The organism is Tritonibacter sp. AK171 (assembly GCF_030127025.1).
GTDB classification, from domain to species: domain Bacteria; phylum Pseudomonadota; class Alphaproteobacteria; order Rhodobacterales; family Rhodobacteraceae; genus Epibacterium; species Epibacterium mobile.
On the sequence record NZ_CP126134.1, the window covers coordinates 2905143 to 2924019 of the forward strand.

Here is an 18877-nt window from a genome sequence, read left to right on the forward strand (position 1 = left end):
CGGCCCATATTTGTCTCTAACAAAGGGTACTAGACCCAATTTGAGTGATCTCAGGCTCCGGGGTTACTCTGGCAACAAGCCTTCTGGCACGTTTTGATAACATACTGGACGCAGGAAGCGGCGGATTGCCAAAGTACCCACCGAGGTCGCACCAAAGTTGGTCGATGCGGGATAAGGTCCGCCATGAACCATGCTGTCGCAGACCTCCACGCCTGTCGGGAAACCATTGACCAATACGCGGCCTGCTTTGCGCTCGACGAGGGGCATCAGGCGGCGCGCCGCTTCTGTATCACCCTCATCCATATGCAGTGTGACCGTCAGCTGGCCGTGCAGGCCTTGGGCCAGAGTTTCCATTTCCGCAGTGTCCTGAACCCGAACGATCAACCCCAGTGGGCCAAAGACCTCCTCGCCCAGCGCGTTGTTTTGCAAATACGCGCCTGCATCGGTTTCAAAGAGGTTAGGGAGCGCAGTGCGTCCCTCGCTATCATTGGTCAGGATGGGCCGCACTTCGGCGCTGGCGTTGATGCGTGCCTTACCGTTGCGATAGGCTTCTGCAATGCCATCTGTCAGCATGACCTGCGCAGGTGCATCTGCCAGTGCCTTGGCGGCGGCTTCTACGAATGCATCCCCCTCAGGCCCCTTACTCACAACGGCAATACCGGGATTGGTGCAGAATTGGCCTGCCCCCATGGTAAGCGATGCAGCCCAGCCTTCGCCCAAGCTGACGCCGCGCGCTTTTGTGGCTTCGGGGAAGACAAACATCGGATTGACGCTGCCAAGTTCACCAAAGAATGGGATCGGCTCAGACCGCTGTGCGCAAAGATCAAACAGCGCGCGCCCGCCACCGAGCGAACCGGTGAAACCAACAGCTTTAATCAAAGGGTGCTGAACGAGGGTCTGCCCGACATCGCGCTTGCCACCCTGAATGAGTGAAAACACACCCGCCGGCATGTCACAGGATTTGATCGCGGCATAAATGGCTTCGGCGATGATTTCACCGGTGCCGGGATGGGCGGAGTGACCCTTGACGACGACAGGACAGCCCGCCGCCAGCGCCGCAGCTGTATCGCCCCCCGCCGTGGAAAATGCCAATGGGAAGTTTGATGCGCCAAAGACGGCAACCGGCCCGATTGGACGCTGGATCATTTTCAGATCCGGACGTGGCAGAGGCTGACGATCCGGCAGCGCTGCATCATGACGCCGGTCGAGGTAGTCACCGGCAAGGATATGTTGTGCAAACAGGCGCAACTGACCTGTGGTCCGGCCTCGCTCGCCGTTCAGTCGCGCTTCGGGCAGGCCGGTTTCCTCGGTGCCGATCTGGGTGATCGCCTCAGCGCGGACCTCAATTTCATCCGCGATCGCATTGAGAAAGGCGGCACGATCTGCACGGCTGCTGTAGCCATATGACAAGAATGCGTCCTCCGCAGCCCGGCAGGCCTGATCCACGAGCGAAGGGGTGCCAATGCTGAAGGCATGCGCCTCGCCGTTTGCAGGCTCGGACATGAAGGTCTGCTCTGAGGCGATCCAGTCTCCGGCGATCAGGTGTTTTCCGTGCGGGTCGAAGCTCATGCTGCGTCCTCCTTTTGCCAGTTGCTTACCATTTTGCAGGCGATTTCAAAGGCAGCACGGGTTGCACCGACGTCGGCCTCTCCGCGCCCTGCGATGTCAAAGGCGGTTCCGTGAGCGGGTGTTGTGACCGGCACCGGCAGACCGCCCTGTACAGTAACACCACGATCAAAGCCCAAGAGCTTGAGCGCGATTTGCCCCTGATCGTGATACATGGTCACAACCGCGTCGATCTCTCCGCGTGTCACTTTGAGGAACACAGTATCTGAGGGCAGCGGACCCGTGACGGCCATTTGCCCGCCCGCCATCTGGCGCACCGCCGGTTCGATCACGTCGATTTCTTCGCGCCCAAAGTTGCCGCCATCCCCGGCGTGCGGGTTGAGCGCTGCAACCGCGATCCGCGGGCGGGCATACCCGGCTCGCCGCAGAGTGCGTTCAATCAGATGGGTGGCGTCTTCGATGCGCTCGGCGCTGATCACGTCGGCCACATCACGCAGAGCAATGTGACTGGTCACACGGCTGGTCCACATACCATCCAGTGTGTTGAGTTCGGAGATATAGCCGGTCACGCCGAGTTTTTCGGCCATGTAGTGCAGCTCGTCCGAATGTCCGATCCCCGCCAAATGCATCGACGCCTTATTGAAGGGCGCAAAGACGATGGCATCAATCACACCCGTGCGCACGAACTCCAGCGCTTGATCCAGCACTTGCAATGTGGAGCGGCCCGAGCTTTCGGTGCTTTGTGCCAGCACCACCTCGTCGGGGTTGATCGTGATCATCTCGTGCAGGGCATAGCCTTCGACAGTGGACCAGTCCTGCTGGCTGGCATTTACTGCCGTCATGTCATGTGACAGACCCGCCTGCGCCTGACCCATTTCAAACACGTGACGGTCGCCGATCAGCAGGATCTGCGCGTCGTGTGTGATGTCGTCGGCCAAAAGCCGGGCGACCAGTTCCGGCCCGATGCCGCTGGGATCGCCGGGGATAACTCCTATCCGTGGGGACATGTTTACTCCGTTTCCGAAGCCTCGCCGCTCTCGAGCAAGGCATTCCTGATGTTGGCGACAGCCGAGGCCAGATGATGGCGCAGGGCGTCGGATGTGGTTTTGGCGTCACGGCGGCTCAGGGCGTCGACGATGGCACGGTGTTCGGCCAGCGTCTGGTCGCGCCCTGAACGGCGTTGCGACGATTGGAAACGCGCCCGCCACAGGCGCGCATTGTATTTGCGGTGGGTGTCTATGAGCGGCGCATTGCGGCTGGCCTGAACGATGGCCTCGTGCATTTGCATATCGAGCTGAAACGATTCAAGCGGTGGCAGAGTCCCAGCGCCGTCTTCCATCCGGCGCTGACAATCCACTACATGTGCGATTTCAGCATCGGTGATCAGGGTGCAGGCCAACTCCCCCGCAAGGGCCTCTAACGCGCCCATCACCACGAGATTCTGCTCGATCTCTTCGATGGGCGGATTGGCCACCTGCGGGCGACGGGTGACGGAATATTCCACCAGCCCGTCCTGCTCGAGTATGGTCAGTGCCTTCGTCAGCGGTGTGCGACTGATCCCCAGCGCTGCGGCCAGATCCCGTTCCGAGATATGCGCGCCGGCAGGCAGCTTTTCCAGCAAGATCAGTTCACGCAGCTTGTCAGCCGCAATCTCGACCAGCGTGGCACGCGGACGTGCCAGTTCCAGTTCATTCGTATCAAGGTCAGAGATCTCGGCTTTTTTGCTCATGTTATTTTCCCCAGTTCAAAACCACAGGATCCAACGGGCGGATCAACCGAAAGAGAGCCTCCTTCGTCTGCGGATGCAATGGCGCGATGGGGTGACGGCAGAAATCTGACGCAATAACGCCGCCCTCAACCATCGCAGCCTTCGCCGAACGAAACCCACACTGACGGTTTTCGTGGTTCACTGCGGGCAAGACGCGGGCGTAAGCCTCTGTGGCTGCAATCAAATCACCGGCTGCAAAATGCTGAAGAACCGGTTTGATCTGATCAGGGATCATGGCGCTGGTCATGGTGCCCGTGGCCCCCGCTTCGAGGTCCGCCAGCAGGGTGATCGCCTCCTCGCCATCAAACGGGCCCTCAATCGCATCGCCACCTTCCGCCACAAGTGCGCGGAGCTTGGCTGCGGTCTGCGGGCATTCGATCTTGAACAGTTTGACCATTTCGATCTCGCGCGCCATGCGCAGCAAGAGCGGAACAGGCAGATCGACACCGGACAGGGGCGCGTCCTGAACCATAATCGGCAACCCCACATCGCCTACGAGCGCAAATTGTTCAAAGGTCTGTTCGGCTGTGCCCCGCATCAGCGCCCCATGATAGGGGGCCATCATCATCACCATGGCGGCACCGTGATCTTTGGCGTGTTGGGCGCGTTCCACCGCGATCTGGGTTGCAAAATGGCTGACCGTCACGATCACTGGTAGCCGACCCGCGACATGTGCCAGCGAGATCTCTGTCAGCTTACGCCTTTCCTCATCAGAGATCAGGAACTGCTCGGAATAGTTGGCAAGGATGCAGATGCCATCGTTGCCCTGATCGACCATACAATCGATCACGCGTTTCATACCTTCGTAATCAACGGTTCCATCCGGATGGAATGGGGTGGGCGCGACGGGCCAGATGCCTGAATATTTGGTCATTCTGTAATCTCGAAGTTATGAAGATGCTTGTCGGAAATCGTAATGCCGAGACCGGGCAGATCATCGTCGAGCTGCAGGAAGCCATCCACCGCCTCCGGGTCGCCCTCGAAGATGTAGTAGAACAGCTCATTACCGACTTCGACGTCGAAGACCGGGAAATACTCTGACATCGGACAGTTGGTGTTGGCCATGGTCAGGTGATAGTTATGCATCTGGCCAGCATGCGGGATCACCGGGATCTGCGCGGCCTCTGCAATGGCGTTGATCTTTTGGGCCGCGGTGATGCCACCAACCCGGTTGGTGTCATATTGCAGGACGCTGACGGCCTTGCGATTGATAAGCTCTGCACAACCGATGACCGAGAATTCATGCTCACCGCCGGAAATCGGTACGATCCCCATCGCGTTGAGTTCAGCATAGCCTGCCACGTCGTCCGCAATTACCGGTTCTTCGAGCCAGCGCGGTTCGTATTTGGCCAGTTTGGGCAGCATGCGTTTTGCATAATCAAGGTTCCAGCCCATGTAGCATTCAAGCATGAGGTCTGTGTCGTAACCGATCACTTCGCGCAGCGCCTCGACCCGTTTGAGGTTCTCGCGCATGCCCGCCATGCCATCTTTGGGTCCATAGCCAAAGCGGGATTTGAAACCGGTGTAGCCGCTTTTCATCGCCTCTTCGGCCTCGGCCTGCATGTCCTCAACCGGACCTGCGTAGAGCTTGGAATAATAGACCGGGATCTTTTCTTTGGTCCGTCCGCCGAGCAGTTTGAACACCGGCTTTCCAACCAGTTTGCCCATCAGGTCCCAGATGGCGATGTCGATCGCGGACATGGCTGTCATGCCGATGCCCTTTCGGCCCCAAGCATGGCTGCGGCGGTACATCTTTTCCCAGATATAGGCGTAATCAAACGGATCTTCGCCCACCACCAAAGGGGCATACCAATCGTCGATTGCCTGTTTCACCAGCGTCGGCGCGAGGGCGGCATTGCCGATACCGATGGTGCCGTCTTCACATTCGACCTCGCAGGTCAGCCATTGGTGAAAACGAAAGGACTGCATCGCATCGCCCTTGATCCACAGGGCATCAGAGGCGTTGGTGCAGAAATTGCCGGTCGGTGGAACCGTTGGCCCTTTCCAGGTCCAGACGCGGGTTCGGACGGATTTGATCTTGGTCATCAAGGCCCCTCTCTCTTTTGGCTGGGTGTTCGGGACAGGCCGAAACACGAATCATGTTGACATCTGTCTTAACATGATAATGGTGTTTTGGAATGCCAAAATGCTGTAGCGCCAAAAACAAGGGAGGAGAGAGTACAGCGCAAATCGGAACGCCTCATGCATTCCGGTTGCCCTATACTAGCCCACCAAAACGGCGTCGGCCTGCGGCACGACTTTCCTGATCAACGGAGGAAGAATCATGGAAACCCTGACAAAAACACTGAGCGCCGGCCTCGCCGCCGCAGCCCTGACCATCGCGGCGCCTGTTGCGGCGGATACCTATGTTGTGGCGGTGGGCGCCGCCTCAAACAGCCTGCAAGGAAAAAGCGCCGCACGCTTTGCCGAAGAGTTGCAGGCCCAGCTTGGTGATGCGCATAAGATCGAATTTTACGCCGATGCGCAGCTTGGCAATGAAAAAGAGCTGATGCAGAAGCTGCGTCTGGGTACTGTCGATTTCACGCTGATTTCGTCGATCATGACCAATGTCGCGCCAGAGTTCGCGCTATTTGACATGCCGTTCCTTGTGCAGGACCGCGCGCACCTGAAGGCCATCGATGCCGAGATTGTTCAGACCGATCTCGCTCCTCTGGCAGAGCAGGCCGGGCTAAAGGTTCTCTCCACATGGGAAAATGGGTTCCGCCAGATCACCAATAGCACCCGTCCCATCAACACCCCCGCCGATCTGGATGGTCTGAAAATCCGCACGCCTTCGTCGGAATGGCGCGTGTCGATGTTCAAGGAATGGGGATCAAACCCCACCCCAATGTCCTTTTCCGAAGTCTTTGTTGCCCTGCAAACCGGCACAATGGACGGTCAGGAAAACCCGCTGACGAACATTGTCGGTGCGAATTTCCAAGAGGTGCAGAAATACCTCAGCCTGACCGGTCACGTCTATTCGCCCACCTATCTGACCAGCGGCGCGCAGACGTGGGAGAAACTGCCCGATGATGTAAAAGCCGCCGTCACCGAAGTTGCGGCTTCGGTTCAGGACTGGGCGCTTGAGCAGGGCGAAACCGCCGACAACGAGCTGGTCGATAAGGTTCGTGCCGCCGGTGTCGAGGTCAATGTGGCAGACAAGGCGGCCTTTATCGCGGCGTCAGCCCCGATCTACGAAGCCTTTGATAATCAGGTGCCCGGTGGTGATGCGCTTGTCAGCCGCGCACAAGATCTGGCCCAGAAATAACCATGCGCTCCGGTCGGCCATAACCGGCCGGAGCCAACTTGAGACAGGAGATGGGCATGATCGCAATGATCGAGCGTATACTGTTACGGGCAATCGAGACGATATGCCTATTGCTGCTGGTAATCCTGGCAGTGTCCGTCGTGTATTCGACCACCATGCGATACCTTGGCGCGTCGCCCGCGTGGTATGATGAAATTGCCAGCGTCCTTCTGGCGTGGCTCACTTACTTCGGCGCGGCCTATGCGGTGTTCCTGCGCCAGCACATGGGATTTTCCGGCATTGTAACCGCGCTGCCAAAACCGCTGGCTGTTGCGCTGGCGCTGTTTTCCGAACTCTTGGTGATCACCTATTTCGCGGTGGTTGCGTGGTACGGCAATGCGGTGCTCGCCGTGGCCAAGTGGGACTCGCTGCTCTCGCTGCGCTGGATGACATTGGACATTGTTCAATCCGTGATCCCGATTGCCTCGGTCATTATGATTATCGGCACAGTGTTGACGCTCCCCCGTGCCCTGCGTTTTGCGGCTGAAGGGATCGACCCGGAACATGCCGAGATCGAACAGGCCATCGCAGAGGCCGAAGCAGAAAATTCCGCAATGGCAGAAAAGGAGGGCGCAAAATGATCCTGCTGCTGACCACAATCGTCCTGATCGCACTGATCCTTATCAATGTCCCGATTGCCGTCGCGATTGGTGTTGTCTCGATGGGAGGTTTCCTGCTGACCGCAGGTCCCGAAAGCCTGAACGACATGGTGATCAAGCTCTATTCGGGTTCGACCTCCTTTCCTTTGATCGCGATTCCACTGTTCATTCTGGCCGGAAACCTGATGAACACTTCCGGGATTTCACTTCGGCTTATCAATTTTGTGACAGCACTGATCGGGTTCATCCGAGGCGGGCTCGGCATGGTGAATATCGGTGTCTCCATGGTGTTTGCCGAAATCTCCGGCTCTGCCGTGGCTGATGTGGCTGCGACCGGCACGGTTTTGATCCCCGAGATGAAGAAGCGCGGCTACTCACGCACATTGGCGGCAGCGATCACCTCTTCATCGGCGTCACTGGCGATCATTATCCCGCCCTCAATCCCAATGATCCTGTACGGAGCAATCGCGGAAACCTCGGTAATCAAGCTCTTTGTTGCAGGCGTGGTGCCGGGATTGCTGGGGGCCTTCTTGCTGATGCTCGTCACGTGGGTGCTGGCGGTGCGCTACGATCTGCCGCGCGCCGAAGGGTTTGACCCCGCGCACGTCTGGCGCACCTTCAAAGAGGCCTTCTGGGCGCTCACCATGCCAGTAATTATCCTTGGCGGGATCTTCTCTGGCTTTGTCACTGCAACCGAGGGCGCCGGGCTTGCCGTTGTGGCCGCATTGGTGATCGGTCTGTTTATCTACCGAGATCTGGATGTATCGCGACTGCGCAAAACCATGCTCGAAGGGATCAGCCAGACCGGGATTGTGATGCTTCTGGTCTCCACATCTGCCGCTCTGGGCTTGTTCCTTACCCAAGCGCAGGTCCCGCAGCAATTGGCGGCGCAGATCACAGAAGTCACCACCAACCCGCTGATTGTTCTGGCCCTGCTGAACATACTCCTGCTGGTGCTGGGCATGTTCCTGCATGGTGCGGCGGCGATCATTCTGGTGGTGCCTGTGGTGATGCCCTTGGTGAATGCGGTGGGGATTGATCCCATTCACTTTGGCATCATGGTGACGCTGAACCTTGCCATCGGGCAACAGACCCCGCCAGTTGCGTCGGTCCTGATTACGTCTTGCTCGATTGCGCGTGCCGGGATCTGGGAAACCTCACGTACCAACCTGCCCTTTATCGGGGTGCTGGCGCTGATCTTGCTGTTGGTGACATATGTGCCGGAGCTCTCCTTGGGGCTGACACGCTTCCTCGACTAAACGCAATACCCCCGGCCAAGTCTCGCTTGGCCGGGGGTATTTTCATCTGGCGAGGCGAACAGTGGCAATGTTCCCAGCCGGTTGTCAGCTTTTCACGTCGCCCTTACTTGGTTCCGAAGTGTCATCCAGATCGATTTCGACGTCATCACTGACATCAATCGGGTCCGGATCAACGATCGTGAGCGCGCCGGTACCAGCCTCTGCACGCGCCGCCAGCAATGGCAGCATCGCCGCCCCAGTCGCCGAGTGATATTCCGGTGTTTCAGGACGCTTCCAAGTCAGCGTGTCAAAGCTTGCGCAGTTTTCACATGTCGGTGCCCACTCCGCGTGGATGTGATTGCAGCTCTCGCAAACCCACTGCGGCCCGCGCGGCGCAGTAAGCGCCTTCGTTAGCCACCCCTGTACCATGGCATCGGGGCCACCTTCGCCTTTTTCAATTGCTGCCATCAGCGTCAGTGCGCGTGCATCCGGCGCACGGTCCACCAGATCGCCCAGCGCGCGACGTGCTTCAGGGAAGTCTTCTGCGACAATCAAAAGCTCTGCCCGCACCAGACGCGTTTCATCGTGGTCTGGTTTTACCCGCAACAAGGTCTCGAACCGTTTCACACGCTCCTGCGCGCTCTCATTGGGTTCAATCTCAGCAAAGGCGTGAGCCAAATCGGGATGAGGCTGCGCCTCCCATGCTTTCTTGAGAATACGCACCGCATTGCGCGGCTTACCTTTTGCGATGTAGCTGCGCGCGGCAAGGGCTGCAGCAGGCACCAGATCTGGCGAGAGGCGGTTGGCCTCAATGGCCTGTTCCTGTTGCTCCGGCGTGGCTTCCTCAGCCAAAAGCGCCTTGGACGAGGAAAGCGCAAGCACAGCGTCACGACGTTTAAACACCTCGCGCGGTAGCGTTCCGGTCTTAAGTTTGGTCGCCAAGGTCTGACGCGCGCCGGCCCAGTCTTCGGCCTGCGCTTGCAACTTCAACAGGGTGTCCTGCACCTCTTCGTGCTTGGGCCGCAATGCGAGCGCCTTTTCAGCCAGTTGCCGCGCGGTCTCGGTATCCCCTTCAGAGAGTTTCTGTTTCATGATCCCACGCACGCCAACAAAACGGGTGGATTGATCGGACAATAGACGTTTGTAAGCCTCTGACGCCTTATGCGTGTCGCCAGCCATTTCCGCGGCTTGCGCCACCACAAGATCCGTCAGGGCCGGGTCTTGAAGATAGCGCTCTGCTTTTGCAGCTTTTGAAAGCGCCGTGCGCCCCTCGCCCACAGCCAGCGCCATGAGACTGTCCGACAACGCCTGATATCCGCGCCGCTCGCGCCCTTTGTCGAAATAGCGTGATAGAGCCGTTTCATCGCCATTCAGAAAACGCAGCGTCGCGATCAGCAGCGACAGCAGCTTAAAGAACAGCCATGTCAGTACCATCAGCGCCACCAGCGCCATCACGGACTGCAGCGCACCAAGTGTATATTCGATGCCCGCAACGGTGATTTGCACACCTCCGGCGGTTTCCATCAGGACGCCCGCACCGAAGGCCATAAGCGCAACGATCGCGACGAATACGAGAATCTTCAACAATGACCAGAGCATGGCGACGTCCTTAGTTGGCGTTCAGGCTTTGCGACAGCGCGTCGGTGGCGGCTTCGGCATCAAGACGAATCCGTGCCGATGTTTGCCAGGCCTCCAACTGTGCTTTTGCGCTATCAGGCAGGGCTGCAAGTTCATCAAGCGCGGCGGATATATCTGCGCCCTCAACGGCGGCACCGGCGCGTGACAAGATCGCATCCGGATCATCGCCTTCGCGTGGGGCAACGGAGCGCGCACCAAGATGGCGATTCACATAGGCCACGATGCCACCACTGCCTTTGGTTTCCTCTCGCGCTGCTGCAAGCGCCGCGCGGGCGGCCGGGGCGAACCCGTCGCGCAAACCAGCCAGCGTCGCAACGCCTGTGTCTGCCGCGACTTGAATATCCTCAGGCACCTCAACTTGAAGACGGTTGAGTTCCGCAACCAGATCACCATAAGGCGCACCCGCATCCAATGCGGAGCGCAGGCGTGAAACCACCGATTGTGCGGCGGCTATGCGCGCGGCTTCCGCACTCGCACGCTCCATCTCTTGCGCTTCAGTGACCATGCGTTTTACTTCGGCCTGCTGCTCGCTCAGGTTATCGCGGACACGCTGCAGTTCTGTTTCAAATGCCTCGACTGCGTCAGCGGATGCACCTTCAGTAATTGGGCGCGCTTCCAATGCTGCGACACGGTCCGAGAGGCCTTGCAGGGTTTGTGCCACTTCTGCGTTTAGATCGGACCCCGGTTGGTCCTCAGCTTCTTGAGCAGTCTCAAGCGCGGACAGACGTGCATCAATCGGCTCCAGATCAGGCACTTTGATCGCCGATACGCTACTGCGAAGGTCCGCAAGCTGCGATTTCAAATCCGCCTGAGCGGTCTGCAACGGTTCGATATCAACACTACTGCCACGCAAAGAAGGCGGCAGAACGCTATCGAGCACGTCGCCCTTGCCTGCAACAAAGCCGATCAGCGCCGCTACGACCCCCCCCAGAACCGCAGCCCCAAAGCCGCCGCGCTTTTCAACGATGCGCTCTTGAATCACAGGAACAGGCGCTGACTCTTCGTGGGTTGCGCCCTGTTCGGTCTCGGTCTCGGTCTCGGTCTCGGTCTCGGTCTCGGTCTCGGTCTCGGAAACAGGCACTTCGGTTTCAGCGAAGTCGTCAAGCTCCTCCGTGACCAGCCGCTCTTCGACCTTCTCTTTACTTACCTGTTCAGACTCTGTGCTGAGATCCTGCTCAAGATCGTCCCTGGACTCCTCCGGGGTCGGTTTTGCCATGTCACCAGTTTTCTTGTCTTCAGCCACTCTGGCCTCCCCCGATTCCCCAAACGTACTCAACACCCTACGGTCCGACCCTAGTCTTCAGACGGCTCCGTCTCAACCCGAAGCCACGTCTGTGCGACATCACACACCAATTCCACCATCGCTTCAGCTGTTGGAAACTTACTTACGTGTCGTGCACCACTTTGCAAGCGCGGCATCACCTCGGCGACCTGCTCACTCATTGCAATCAGCGACAAATGCGCATTTTCAGGACATAAGCTGGCAAAATGCGCAGCGGTGCGCGGTGAAAAAAGCGGCACGATCAACGGCCTCTGCGTCGCAAGCGCCGTATCAGCTTCTGCCGTAAAGGAAGATAACTCCTGACGATAAATCGCCATACCACTGCATAAAATCCCCGTATCCGACAGGCGTTTTGCAACTGCTCCACGGGTATATTCCCCGTGTAGATGTAGCAGATTTCCGCCCGGCACATCAGCCCGCAAGGCTGCGACCAAAGCGTCAGCAGTGTCACCAGAATACTGCGCGTCCCATCCTGCCATTCTTGCTGCTTTCGTCGTGCGCTCCCCCACGCAATAGGCTCTAATACGAAGCGGTTGACCATCTGAAGCCACCCTCACTCCCTCGCCCGAGGTAAAGATCACCGCATCCACACCACCAAGATCAATCATGACCGGCAGAGCGGATATCTCCAGCAGCGGAGAATAGATGATGGGCAAATTTGCGCGCAGATTAGACGGCAATAACTCAACAAACCGCTGCGCGGCCTCGCGCGGGCGCGTCATCAGAAGGGCTAGCCCGTTCTCGTTCACCTGCACGCTCCCGGGATTGTTTGCATCACCTCATGGTGGTAGCCCCGCAGCACAAAGGATGCAACGGTAGGCCTATGACCCAAACGCTCACTCTTCTTGGACTGGAAAGCAGCTGTGACGACACTGCTGCTGCCATTGTGCGGCAACAGGACGGTGCCCCTGCAGAAATCCTGTCGTCGGTCGTCTTTGGCCAAACGGAGCTGCACAGCGCCTTTGGCGGTGTCGTACCAGAGATCGCAGCCCGCGCTCACGCAGAAAAGCTCGATACTTGCGTGCGGGATGCCTTGTCTGAGGCAAATCTGACGCTGGATGACCTCGACGCAATAGCCGTGACCGCAGGTCCGGGGCTCATCGGCGGCGTGATGTCGGGCGTGATGTGTGCAAAGGGGATCGCGGCGGCAAAAGGGTTGCCTTTGGTGGGTGTCAATCACCTTGCAGGGCATGCGCTGACGCCCCGGCTGACGGATGATGTCGCTTATCCCTATCTGATGCTGTTGGTGTCAGGCGGCCATTGCCAATATCTGATTGCGCGCGGGCCAGAGGTGTTCTCTCGCCTCGGTGGAACGATTGACGACGCGCCGGGTGAGGCGTTTGACAAAACCGCACGTCTGCTTGGCCTGCCACAACCCGGCGGCCCATCCGTGCAAAAAGAAGCGGAGCATGGCGACCCGACACGGTTCCGTTTTCCGCGACCCCTGCTGGACCGCCCCGATTGCAACCTGTCCTTTTCCGGACTGAAGACGGCCTTGATGCGGATGCGGGATCAGATCGTAACGGAGAAAGGCGGCTTGACTTGGCAAGACCGCGCCGATCTTTGCGCCGGTTTTCAGGCCGCTATCGTCGATACACTGGTTGAAAAAACACGCCGCGCACTCAGGCTCTACCTTGATGAAGCGCCCGCAATTCCTACGCTGGCCGTCGCCGGCGGCGTTGCGGCCAATACAGAAATTCGCGCTGGCCTAATGGCTCTTTGCGCCGAATTAGAGACTGATTTCCTCGCGCCACCCCTAAATCTATGTACGGACAACGCGGCCATGATCGCCTACGCCGGGCTTGAGCGATTTCGTGCCGGAGCACGCGATGGCATGGATCTAGCTGCACGCCCGCGCTGGCCGCTGGACCAGACCAGCCCCGCGCTTATTGGCAGCGGGAAAAAAGGAGCGAAAGCATGAGCGTCGCGGTCCTCGGCGCAGGTGCTTTTGGCACCGCCTTGGCGATCTCGCTGGCGCGCAAAGCGCCTACAACGCTCTGGTGTCGTGATGAGACCCATGCGGCCGACATGCAGGCCTCTCGGGAAAACACCCGCCGCCTGCCGAAAGCACCCCTGCCCGCGTCCCTGACCGTCACTTCGGACAATGCCTGTTTCGAGGCGCATGATGTCATCCTCCTTGCGGTGCCGATGCAGAAAATGCGCAGCTTTCTGGTGCAGCATCGTGCGGCACTTGCGACCAAGACACTGGTGGCCTGTTGCAAAGGGATCGAACTCGACACTGGATTGGGTCCTGTCTCCGTGCTGCGTGAAGCGGCTCCTGAGGCAACAGCGGCCTTGCTGACTGGCCCCAGCTTTGCCGCAGATATCGCAAAGGGCCTGCCCACCGCGCTGACGCTGGCCTGCGAGCCGGACGAAGCCGGCAAAAGCCTGCAAACGGATTTATCGACGGACAATCTGCGGCTCTATCGCACCACGGATCTCGTCGGTGCCGAGATTGGTGGCGCGCTGAAGAATGTCATCGCCATTGCTTGCGGTGCGGTCATCGGCGCACAGCTTGGCGACAGTGCCCGCGCGGCGCTGATGACACGCGGCTACGCAGAGATGCAGCGACTGGCCCTTGCGCGCGGTGCGCGGCCGGAAACCCTCGCCGGGCTTTCTGGATTTGGTGACCTGACGCTGACTTGTGGCTCGGAACAATCCCGCAACTTTCGCCTTGGCCTCAGCCTGGGGCGTGGCGAAGTTTTTGACCCGTCGATCACCGTTGAAGGCGCCGCCACCGCCCGCGCAACGGCAAAAGCCGCCCAAGTGATGGGGCTGGAGATGCCGATCACGCAAACGGTAACCAATTTGCTGGATCAAAGGTTGACGATCGCGGATGCTGCGGATCAACTGCTTAAAAGACCACTAAAAGAGGAATAAAATGCTTATTGCATTGATTGCCCGCGACAAACCCGACCATCTGCAAACCCGTCTCGACAATCGTGCGGCACATCTTGCCTATATCGAGTCGACCGGAGTTGTCGCCCAAGCGGGCCCTCTGTTGGACCAGAACGGCGACATGGTTGGCTCTCTGGTTATTCTCGATGTCGAAGATATGGCCGCTGGCGACGCATGGGCTGCCAATGATCCCTACAACAAGGCTGGTCTCTTTGAAGCGGTCGAGTTGATCACCTGGAAGAAGGTCATGGGCTGATGGCGTATTGGCTGTTCAAATCCGAACCCAACATCTGGGGCTGGCACGACCAGGTCGCCAAAGGGGATGCTGGCGAGGAATGGGACGGCGTGCGCAACTATCAGGCCCGCAATTTCATGCGGGAGATGAAACTGGGGGATCGTGGGTTTTTCTATCATTCCCTGAAGGAAAAATCCGTGGTCGGGATCGTCGAGGTCTGCGCCGAGGTGCACCCAGACAGCAAAACGGATGATCCACGCTGGGAATGCGTGGACATCAAGGCCATTCGTGCCTTTGCACAGCCGGTATCTCTGGACCAGATCAAGTCAAACCCGGCCCTGGAAAACATGGTCCTGGTCAAGAACTCGCGGCTCTCCGTCCAGCCCGTGACAGAAGCCGAGTGGAATGAGATCTGCAAGATGGGACGCACACAGGCCGATTGACCGGATCACGTGATCTGGCATTGTTCTCCTTAACCCGCAGCAGGAAGGGACTATGGCATGGAACTGGTCAGTGTACTCGTAGCGACACTTGCGGCATTTGCTTCAGGCGCAGCCTATTATGGCGCGCTTGCCGATCCATGGATGACAGCCTCTGGCGTTGAACGTGACGCGGAGGGAAAACCCAAAGGCGGTCAAACTCCTGCGATTTTTGCCATCGCGTTTCTCTGCCAGTTGATTATCGCGGGCATGATGCGTCACGTGTTCAGCCTCTCCGGGATTGAAACTCTCGGCGCAGGGTTTCTTGCCGGGCTGGGTATTGGGTTGTTTTTCATCACGCCTTGGATCGCACTCAACAATCTCTACAGCATGCGGCCACGAATGTTGACGATCATCGACGGCGGATACGCGGCCCTTGCATGCTCCATAATGGGGCTGATCCTGACCCTGTTCTAACTGGCATCAAACCACGAAAAAGGCCGCTGGCGATGCCGCGGCCTTCTCGTGTACTCAACGCCCACTCCCACCGTGCACGTCCGAGATTTTCTCGCAAAAGTTGCGTCTCCTCACTATCTACCCCGAGAGCGCGAAGGAGTGCAATTCTTACGATCCTACAATCTCATTAAAACACTAGGGTTTCTATCGGGCCGATCTGATTAGGCGTAGATCGCCTCTTTGCCGAAATGTTTGGTCAGCATGTAATACACGACGGCGCGGTATTTGTTGCGCTCCGATTTACCATAGGTCTCGATCACCTTGTTGATCGCATCCATCAGCTCTGGACCGTCTGCCAAGCCGAGTTTCTTGATCAAGAAGTTGTTTTTCACTGTCTCCAACTCATCCGGTTGGCTCGACGCTACGGTAGAGGCATCGGCATTATAGATCGCAGGACCGCAACCAATTGTCACCTTGGTGAGAAGATCCATATCCGGCGTCATGCCGCATTTGTTCTTCAGATCATCCGCATATTGCGCAATCAGCTCTTCACGCTTGCCCATCGTTAAATTCTCCTGTCCTGGATCTTCTGCCCTGCTGGCAGAGTTACTGTGGTTTGACGGTAGGAGGATTTCATATTCCAACAAAGGGGTTTTTCTTCGCTTTGCGCATCACAAATGCGTTGCGGGATGGTGGGAGGGGCGATGTTCCCCCGGAACGAGCGCCGGACAGCATCACGAAAAAACCCGGCGCAATGGCCGGGTTTTCCAGTTCTTCAAATATCCAGTCGCTCAGTAGCGGTAGTGTTCCGGCTTGAACGGGCCTTCGGGTTTTACACCGATGTAGGCGGCTTGCTCAGACGTCAGCTTGGTCAGTTTTGCACCGACACGCTCCAGATGCAGCGCCGCGACTTTTTCATCGAGGTGCTTGGGCAGGATATAGACTTTGTTGTCGTACTCATCGCCACGGGTCCAAAGCTCGATCTGCGCCAGAACCTGGTTGGTGAAGGAGGCAGACATCACAAAAGACGGATGCCCGGTCGCATTGCCGAGGTTCAGCAGACGTCCCTCAGAGAGCAGGATGAGCCGGTTGCCCGAAGGCATCTCGATCATATCCACCTGTTCCTTGATGTTGGTCCACTTGTGGTTCTTCAGGTTCGCCACCTGAATTTCATTGTCGAAGTGGCCGATATTGCCGACGATGGCCATATCTTTCATCTCACGCATATGTTCGATGCGCAGAATGTCTTTGTTGCCGGTGGTGGTGATGAAGATATCCGCGTCCAGCGCCTCTTCCAGCAGAACCACCTCATAGCCGTCCATGGCGGCCTGCAACGCGCAGATCGGGTCTGCTTCGGTCACTTTGACCCGTGCACCGGCACCGCTCAGCGACGCGGCAGAGCCTTTGCCCACGTCACCATAACCACAGACAACGGCAACCTTGCCCGCCATCATGGTGTCGGTGGCGCGGCGGATACCGTCCACGAGGCTCTCTTTACAGCCGTATTTGTTGTCGAACTTCGACTTGGTGACAGAATCGTTCACGTTGATCGCCGGGAAGGGCAGCTGACCCTGTTTCACCAGCTCATAGAGACGGTGCACACCGGTGGTGGTTTCCTCGGAAACACCCTTGATCTGATCGCGCATCTTGGTGAACCAGCCGGGGGACTGCTCCATCCGCTTCTTGATTTGCGCTTTGATGGCCTCTTCTTCCTCGGAGGTCGGAACCGCGATCACGTCTTCACCCGCCTCGGCACGTGCGCCCAGCAGAATATAGAGCGTCGCATCGCCGCCATCATCAAGGATCAGGTTCGGGCCTTCAGGGAACTGGAAGGACCGGTCGAGATAATCCCAATGCTCTTCAAGGCTCTGACCTTTGATCGCAAAAACCGGAACACCCGCTTCGGCGATGACCGCAGCAGCATGGTCTTGGGTCGAGAAGATGTTACAGGACGCCCAGCGCACATCGGCACCTAACGCTACCAGCGTTTCAATCAACACAGCGGTCTGAATCGTCATATGCAGCGAACCGACGATACGAGAGCCTTTCAGGGGCTTCTCCTCACCGTATTCCTTGCGCAGCGCCATCAGGCCCGGCATTTCAGTTTCTGCGATGTCCAGCTCTTTGCGGCCAAAGCCCGCCAGCGAGATGTCCTTGACGATATAGTCTCCGGCCATTTTCTGCTCCGTTTGAGATTTCCACAGGATTCTTGGTTTTGGGAGGTAACACCGCAAAGGTTGATAAGCAACGAAGATGGCGGCGCGCTTCGGCGATACCGGAGGATATACGATCTGCCACTCGTATACAGGATGCGATCAACTGGCAGGATCATTGCGCCGTTTATGTTCCGGAACGATAAAGTAGTCATGCCCCGAAGCCACCATGCAACTCAGACCTGTGGGATGTGAGACCAGCACTGTGAACGTGCCGCTTTGGGATGATGACCAGATCTCAATGATCACATCCTGAGAACGACCGCTTTGCAGTCCAGCAGAGCTAAGCGTTTCGTTGAACTGGCGTTCCAGACGTTCAACCACAATCTCTCGAGGGGCACAGTTTTGTGCCCGAGCAGGTGGCGCGATGGCAGCCATGCCGAACACCAATGCTGAGGATATGAGCCGTTTGAACATTGTGCTTCTCCTTTCCTGTGTAAGCATCGGAAAAGGACAGGCCATGTCGGGGACGTGCCCCTTTCTACCGTAAATATGGGGATCTAAGCTCTGCGGATCAAGAAAAGCCCAGTTCAACTTATCGTCGCTCACAGTGAGCGCCGAGCATTGTCTACATAGGCCGCACTGCACATGACTGTCGGTTTGCAACTACGCGGCGAGAGGGGTAGCAAGTGCGCAGCGCGACAATCACGGATCACATCATGGCTGCGAAATCTCCCCGTGCATGGCAACGAATGCTCTCTGGGCGCAGGCTTGATCTGCTTGACCCGACCCCAGTTGATATCGAGATCGAAGACATTGCGCATGGGCTTGCCTTTGTTGCCCGCTGGAATGGCCAGACGCGTGGAGATTTTGCGTATTCAGTGGCAGAACACTCACTACTGGTGGAGATCATTCACGGCCGCATGTACCCCAAAGCTCCGGTTAAGTGGAAACTTGCAGCACTTCTGCATGATGCGCCGGAATATGTCATCGGGGATATGATTTCACCTGTGAAGGCTGCAGTAGGCCCGGGATATGGAGAGCTGGACGCACGTCTCACCTCAGCGATTCACATCCGTTTTGGTCTGCCCGCAGCCCTTCCTAAAACGGTGAAAGCGCAGATCAAACGTGCAGATAAGGTCTCTGCATGGATGGAAGCGGTCCAGATTGCTGGATTTTCTGAATCTGAGGCGACAAAGTTCTTTGGCAGGCCAAATGCCGAATTGATTGAGGGTCTGGACATCTATCTGCGCCCCCCTGTGGAGGTGCGCAGAGATTTTGTCAGCCGTCATGAGGCATTGCTGGGTCAGCTTTAGAC

20 protein-coding genes are annotated in these 18877 nt (G+C 57.8%); 9 read left to right on the forward strand and 11 right to left on the reverse strand.

Annotation, left to right across the window (positions count from 1 at the left end; genetic code table 11):
- Positions 1 to 63: 63 nt before the first annotated feature.
- Genes QNI81_RS13660 through QNI81_RS13680 form a run of 5 tightly spaced genes read right to left on the reverse strand, consistent with a single transcriptional unit; the run spans position 64 to position 5380 of the window.
- Positions 64 to 1569 (reverse strand): aldehyde dehydrogenase (NADP(+)), encoded by a 1506-nt coding sequence (locus QNI81_RS13660; protein ID WP_283966857.1) that lies wholly within the window; start codon positions 1567 to 1569, stop codon positions 64 to 66.
- Entirely contained in the window at positions 1566 to 2573 is a 1008-nt protein-coding gene (locus QNI81_RS13665; protein WP_283966858.1) for a 4-hydroxythreonine-4-phosphate dehydrogenase PdxA, read from the reverse strand. Before QNI81_RS13665 ends, QNI81_RS13660 begins: the two co-directional genes overlap by 4 nt.
- Before the next feature lie 2 nt (positions 2574 to 2575).
- Positions 2576 to 3295, reverse strand: a complete 720-nt coding sequence (locus tag QNI81_RS13670; RefSeq protein WP_283966859.1) for a GntR family transcriptional regulator — start codon at positions 3293 to 3295, stop codon at positions 2576 to 2578.
- A 1-nt stretch (position 3296) separates the two neighbouring features.
- Positions 3297 to 4208 carry a dihydrodipicolinate synthase family protein gene (locus QNI81_RS13675; protein ID WP_283966860.1) on the reverse strand — a complete coding sequence of 304 codons (912 nt, stop codon included), beginning with the start codon at positions 4206 to 4208 and terminating at the stop codon, positions 3297 to 3299.
- Positions 4205 to 5380, reverse strand: coding sequence for an L-rhamnonate dehydratase (locus tag QNI81_RS13680; protein WP_005616431.1), 1176 nt, complete (start codon positions 5378 to 5380; stop codon positions 4205 to 4207). The genes QNI81_RS13675 and QNI81_RS13680 overlap by 4 nt, the downstream gene beginning before the upstream one ends.
- A 238-nt stretch (positions 5381 to 5618) precedes the next feature.
- Between QNI81_RS13680 and QNI81_RS13685 the strand changes: the two genes are divergently transcribed.
- From QNI81_RS13685 to QNI81_RS13695, 3 genes are read left to right on the forward strand one after another with little or no spacing between them, the layout of a single operon-like run.
- Positions 5619 to 6602, forward strand: a complete 984-nt coding sequence (locus QNI81_RS13685) for a TRAP transporter substrate-binding protein (RefSeq protein ID WP_283966861.1) — start codon at positions 5619 to 5621, stop codon at positions 6600 to 6602.
- Between the two features lie 56 nt (positions 6603 to 6658).
- On the forward strand, positions 6659 to 7222 hold the full coding sequence (locus tag QNI81_RS13690; RefSeq protein WP_009177759.1) for a TRAP transporter small permease: 564 nt from the start codon (positions 6659 to 6661) through the stop codon (positions 7220 to 7222).
- Positions 7219 to 8499, forward strand: a complete 1281-nt coding sequence (locus tag QNI81_RS13695) for a TRAP transporter large permease (RefSeq protein ID WP_005616437.1) — start codon at positions 7219 to 7221, stop codon at positions 8497 to 8499. Before QNI81_RS13690 ends, QNI81_RS13695 begins: the two co-directional genes overlap by 4 nt.
- An 84-nt stretch (positions 8500 to 8583) precedes the next feature.
- Here QNI81_RS13695 and QNI81_RS13700 read toward each other — a convergent pair whose 3' ends face one another.
- The 3 genes from QNI81_RS13700 to QNI81_RS13710 are packed head-to-tail and all read right to left on the reverse strand — an operon-like array spanning position 8584 to position 12147.
- Positions 8584 to 10077 (reverse strand): heme biosynthesis protein HemY, encoded by a 1494-nt coding sequence (locus QNI81_RS13700; protein ID WP_009177452.1) that lies wholly within the window; start codon positions 10075 to 10077, stop codon positions 8584 to 8586.
- A 10-nt stretch (positions 10078 to 10087) separates the two neighbouring features.
- Entirely contained in the window at positions 10088 to 11359 is a 1272-nt protein-coding gene (locus tag QNI81_RS13705; RefSeq protein WP_283966862.1) for a COG4223 family protein, read from the reverse strand.
- A 50-nt stretch (positions 11360 to 11409) separates the two neighbouring features.
- Positions 11410 to 12147: a uroporphyrinogen-III synthase gene (locus QNI81_RS13710; RefSeq protein ID WP_283966863.1), complete on the reverse strand. Its 738-nt coding sequence runs from the start codon at positions 12145 to 12147 to the stop codon at positions 11410 to 11412.
- A gap of 74 nt (positions 12148 to 12221) precedes the next feature.
- On the opposite strand from QNI81_RS13710, the gene tsaD reads away from it, so the two are divergent.
- From tsaD to QNI81_RS13735, 5 genes are read left to right on the forward strand one after another with little or no spacing between them, the layout of a single operon-like run.
- Positions 12222 to 13319 (forward strand): tRNA (adenosine(37)-N6)-threonylcarbamoyltransferase complex transferase subunit TsaD, encoded by a 1098-nt coding sequence (gene tsaD, locus QNI81_RS13715; protein ID WP_283966864.1) that lies wholly within the window; start codon positions 12222 to 12224, stop codon positions 13317 to 13319.
- The gene (locus QNI81_RS13720) at positions 13316 to 14278 is read left to right on the forward strand and encodes an NAD(P)H-dependent glycerol-3-phosphate dehydrogenase (protein WP_283966865.1); all 963 of its coding nucleotides are present in this window, start codon (positions 13316 to 13318) and stop codon (positions 14276 to 14278) included. Before tsaD ends, QNI81_RS13720 begins: the two co-directional genes overlap by 4 nt.
- Position 14279: 1 nt before the next feature.
- Positions 14280 to 14552, forward strand: coding sequence for a YciI family protein (locus QNI81_RS13725; RefSeq protein WP_283966866.1), 273 nt, complete (start codon positions 14280 to 14282; stop codon positions 14550 to 14552).
- Complete coding sequence (locus tag QNI81_RS13730; RefSeq protein ID WP_283966867.1) at positions 14552 to 14974, forward strand: EVE domain-containing protein; 423 nt, start codon at positions 14552 to 14554, stop codon at positions 14972 to 14974. The genes QNI81_RS13725 and QNI81_RS13730 overlap by 1 nt, the downstream gene beginning before the upstream one ends.
- Before the next feature lie 57 nt (positions 14975 to 15031).
- On the forward strand, positions 15032 to 15427 hold the full coding sequence (locus QNI81_RS13735; protein WP_283966868.1) for a DUF1761 domain-containing protein: 396 nt from the start codon (positions 15032 to 15034) through the stop codon (positions 15425 to 15427).
- A gap of 200 nt (positions 15428 to 15627) precedes the next feature.
- On the opposite strand, the gene QNI81_RS13740 is transcribed toward QNI81_RS13735, so the two are convergent.
- The 3 genes from QNI81_RS13740 to QNI81_RS13750 all read right to left on the reverse strand — a co-directional run bounded on the left by QNI81_RS13740 (position 15628) and on the right by QNI81_RS13750 (position 18036).
- Complete coding sequence (locus QNI81_RS13740; RefSeq protein ID WP_005651880.1) at positions 15628 to 15969, reverse strand: DUF2853 family protein; 342 nt, start codon at positions 15967 to 15969, stop codon at positions 15628 to 15630.
- 228 nt (positions 15970 to 16197) lie between these two features.
- Positions 16198 to 17583, reverse strand: a complete 1386-nt coding sequence (ahcY, locus tag QNI81_RS13745) for an adenosylhomocysteinase (RefSeq protein WP_283966869.1) — start codon at positions 17581 to 17583, stop codon at positions 16198 to 16200.
- A 138-nt stretch (positions 17584 to 17721) separates the two neighbouring features.
- Positions 17722 to 18036 (reverse strand): hypothetical protein, encoded by a 315-nt coding sequence (locus QNI81_RS13750; protein ID WP_065325608.1) that lies wholly within the window; start codon positions 18034 to 18036, stop codon positions 17722 to 17724.
- A 242-nt stretch (positions 18037 to 18278) separates the two neighbouring features.
- On the opposite strand from QNI81_RS13750, the gene QNI81_RS13755 reads away from it, so the two are divergent.
- Positions 18279 to 18875, forward strand: a complete 597-nt coding sequence (locus QNI81_RS13755) for an HD domain-containing protein (protein WP_110365637.1) — start codon at positions 18279 to 18281, stop codon at positions 18873 to 18875.
- Positions 18876 to 18877: the final 2 nt, after the last annotated feature.

Coding starts and splice junctions, on each gene's coding strand:
- QNI81_RS13660 (WP_283966857.1), bottom strand. CDS start 1,569: ATGAGCTTCGACCCGCACGGAAAACACCTGATCGCCGGAGACTGGATC.
- QNI81_RS13730 (WP_283966867.1), top strand. CDS start 14,552: ATGGCGTATTGGCTGTTCAAATCCGAACCCAACATCTGGGGCTGGCAC.
- QNI81_RS13755 (WP_110365637.1), top strand. CDS start 18,279: ATGGCTGCGAAATCTCCCCGTGCATGGCAACGAATGCTCTCTGGGCGC.
- QNI81_RS13685 (WP_283966861.1), top strand. CDS start 5,619: ATGGAAACCCTGACAAAAACACTGAGCGCCGGCCTCGCCGCCGCAGCC.
- QNI81_RS13665 (WP_283966858.1), bottom strand. CDS start 2,573: ATGTCCCCACGGATAGGAGTTATCCCCGGCGATCCCAGCGGCATCGGG.
- QNI81_RS13725 (WP_283966866.1), top strand. CDS start 14,280: ATGCTTATTGCATTGATTGCCCGCGACAAACCCGACCATCTGCAAACC.
- QNI81_RS13690 (WP_009177759.1), top strand. CDS start 6,659: ATGATCGCAATGATCGAGCGTATACTGTTACGGGCAATCGAGACGATA.
- QNI81_RS13720 (WP_283966865.1), top strand. CDS start 13,316: ATGAGCGTCGCGGTCCTCGGCGCAGGTGCTTTTGGCACCGCCTTGGCG.
- ahcY (WP_283966869.1), bottom strand. CDS start 17,583: ATGGCCGGAGACTATATCGTCAAGGACATCTCGCTGGCGGGCTTTGGC.
- QNI81_RS13675 (WP_283966860.1), bottom strand. CDS start 4,208: ATGACCAAATATTCAGGCATCTGGCCCGTCGCGCCCACCCCATTCCAT.
- QNI81_RS13735 (WP_283966868.1), top strand. CDS start 15,032: ATGGAACTGGTCAGTGTACTCGTAGCGACACTTGCGGCATTTGCTTCA.
- QNI81_RS13700 (WP_009177452.1), bottom strand. CDS start 10,077: ATGCTCTGGTCATTGTTGAAGATTCTCGTATTCGTCGCGATCGTTGCG.
- QNI81_RS13750 (WP_065325608.1), bottom strand. CDS start 18,036: ATGTTCAAACGGCTCATATCCTCAGCATTGGTGTTCGGCATGGCTGCC.
- QNI81_RS13740 (WP_005651880.1), bottom strand. CDS start 15,969: ATGGGCAAGCGTGAAGAGCTGATTGCGCAATATGCGGATGATCTGAAG.
- QNI81_RS13680 (WP_005616431.1), bottom strand. CDS start 5,380: ATGACCAAGATCAAATCCGTCCGAACCCGCGTCTGGACCTGGAAAGGG.
- tsaD (WP_283966864.1), top strand. CDS start 12,222: ATGACCCAAACGCTCACTCTTCTTGGACTGGAAAGCAGCTGTGACGAC.
- QNI81_RS13670 (WP_283966859.1), bottom strand. CDS start 3,295: ATGAGCAAAAAAGCCGAGATCTCTGACCTTGATACGAATGAACTGGAA.
- QNI81_RS13695 (WP_005616437.1), top strand. CDS start 7,219: ATGATCCTGCTGCTGACCACAATCGTCCTGATCGCACTGATCCTTATC.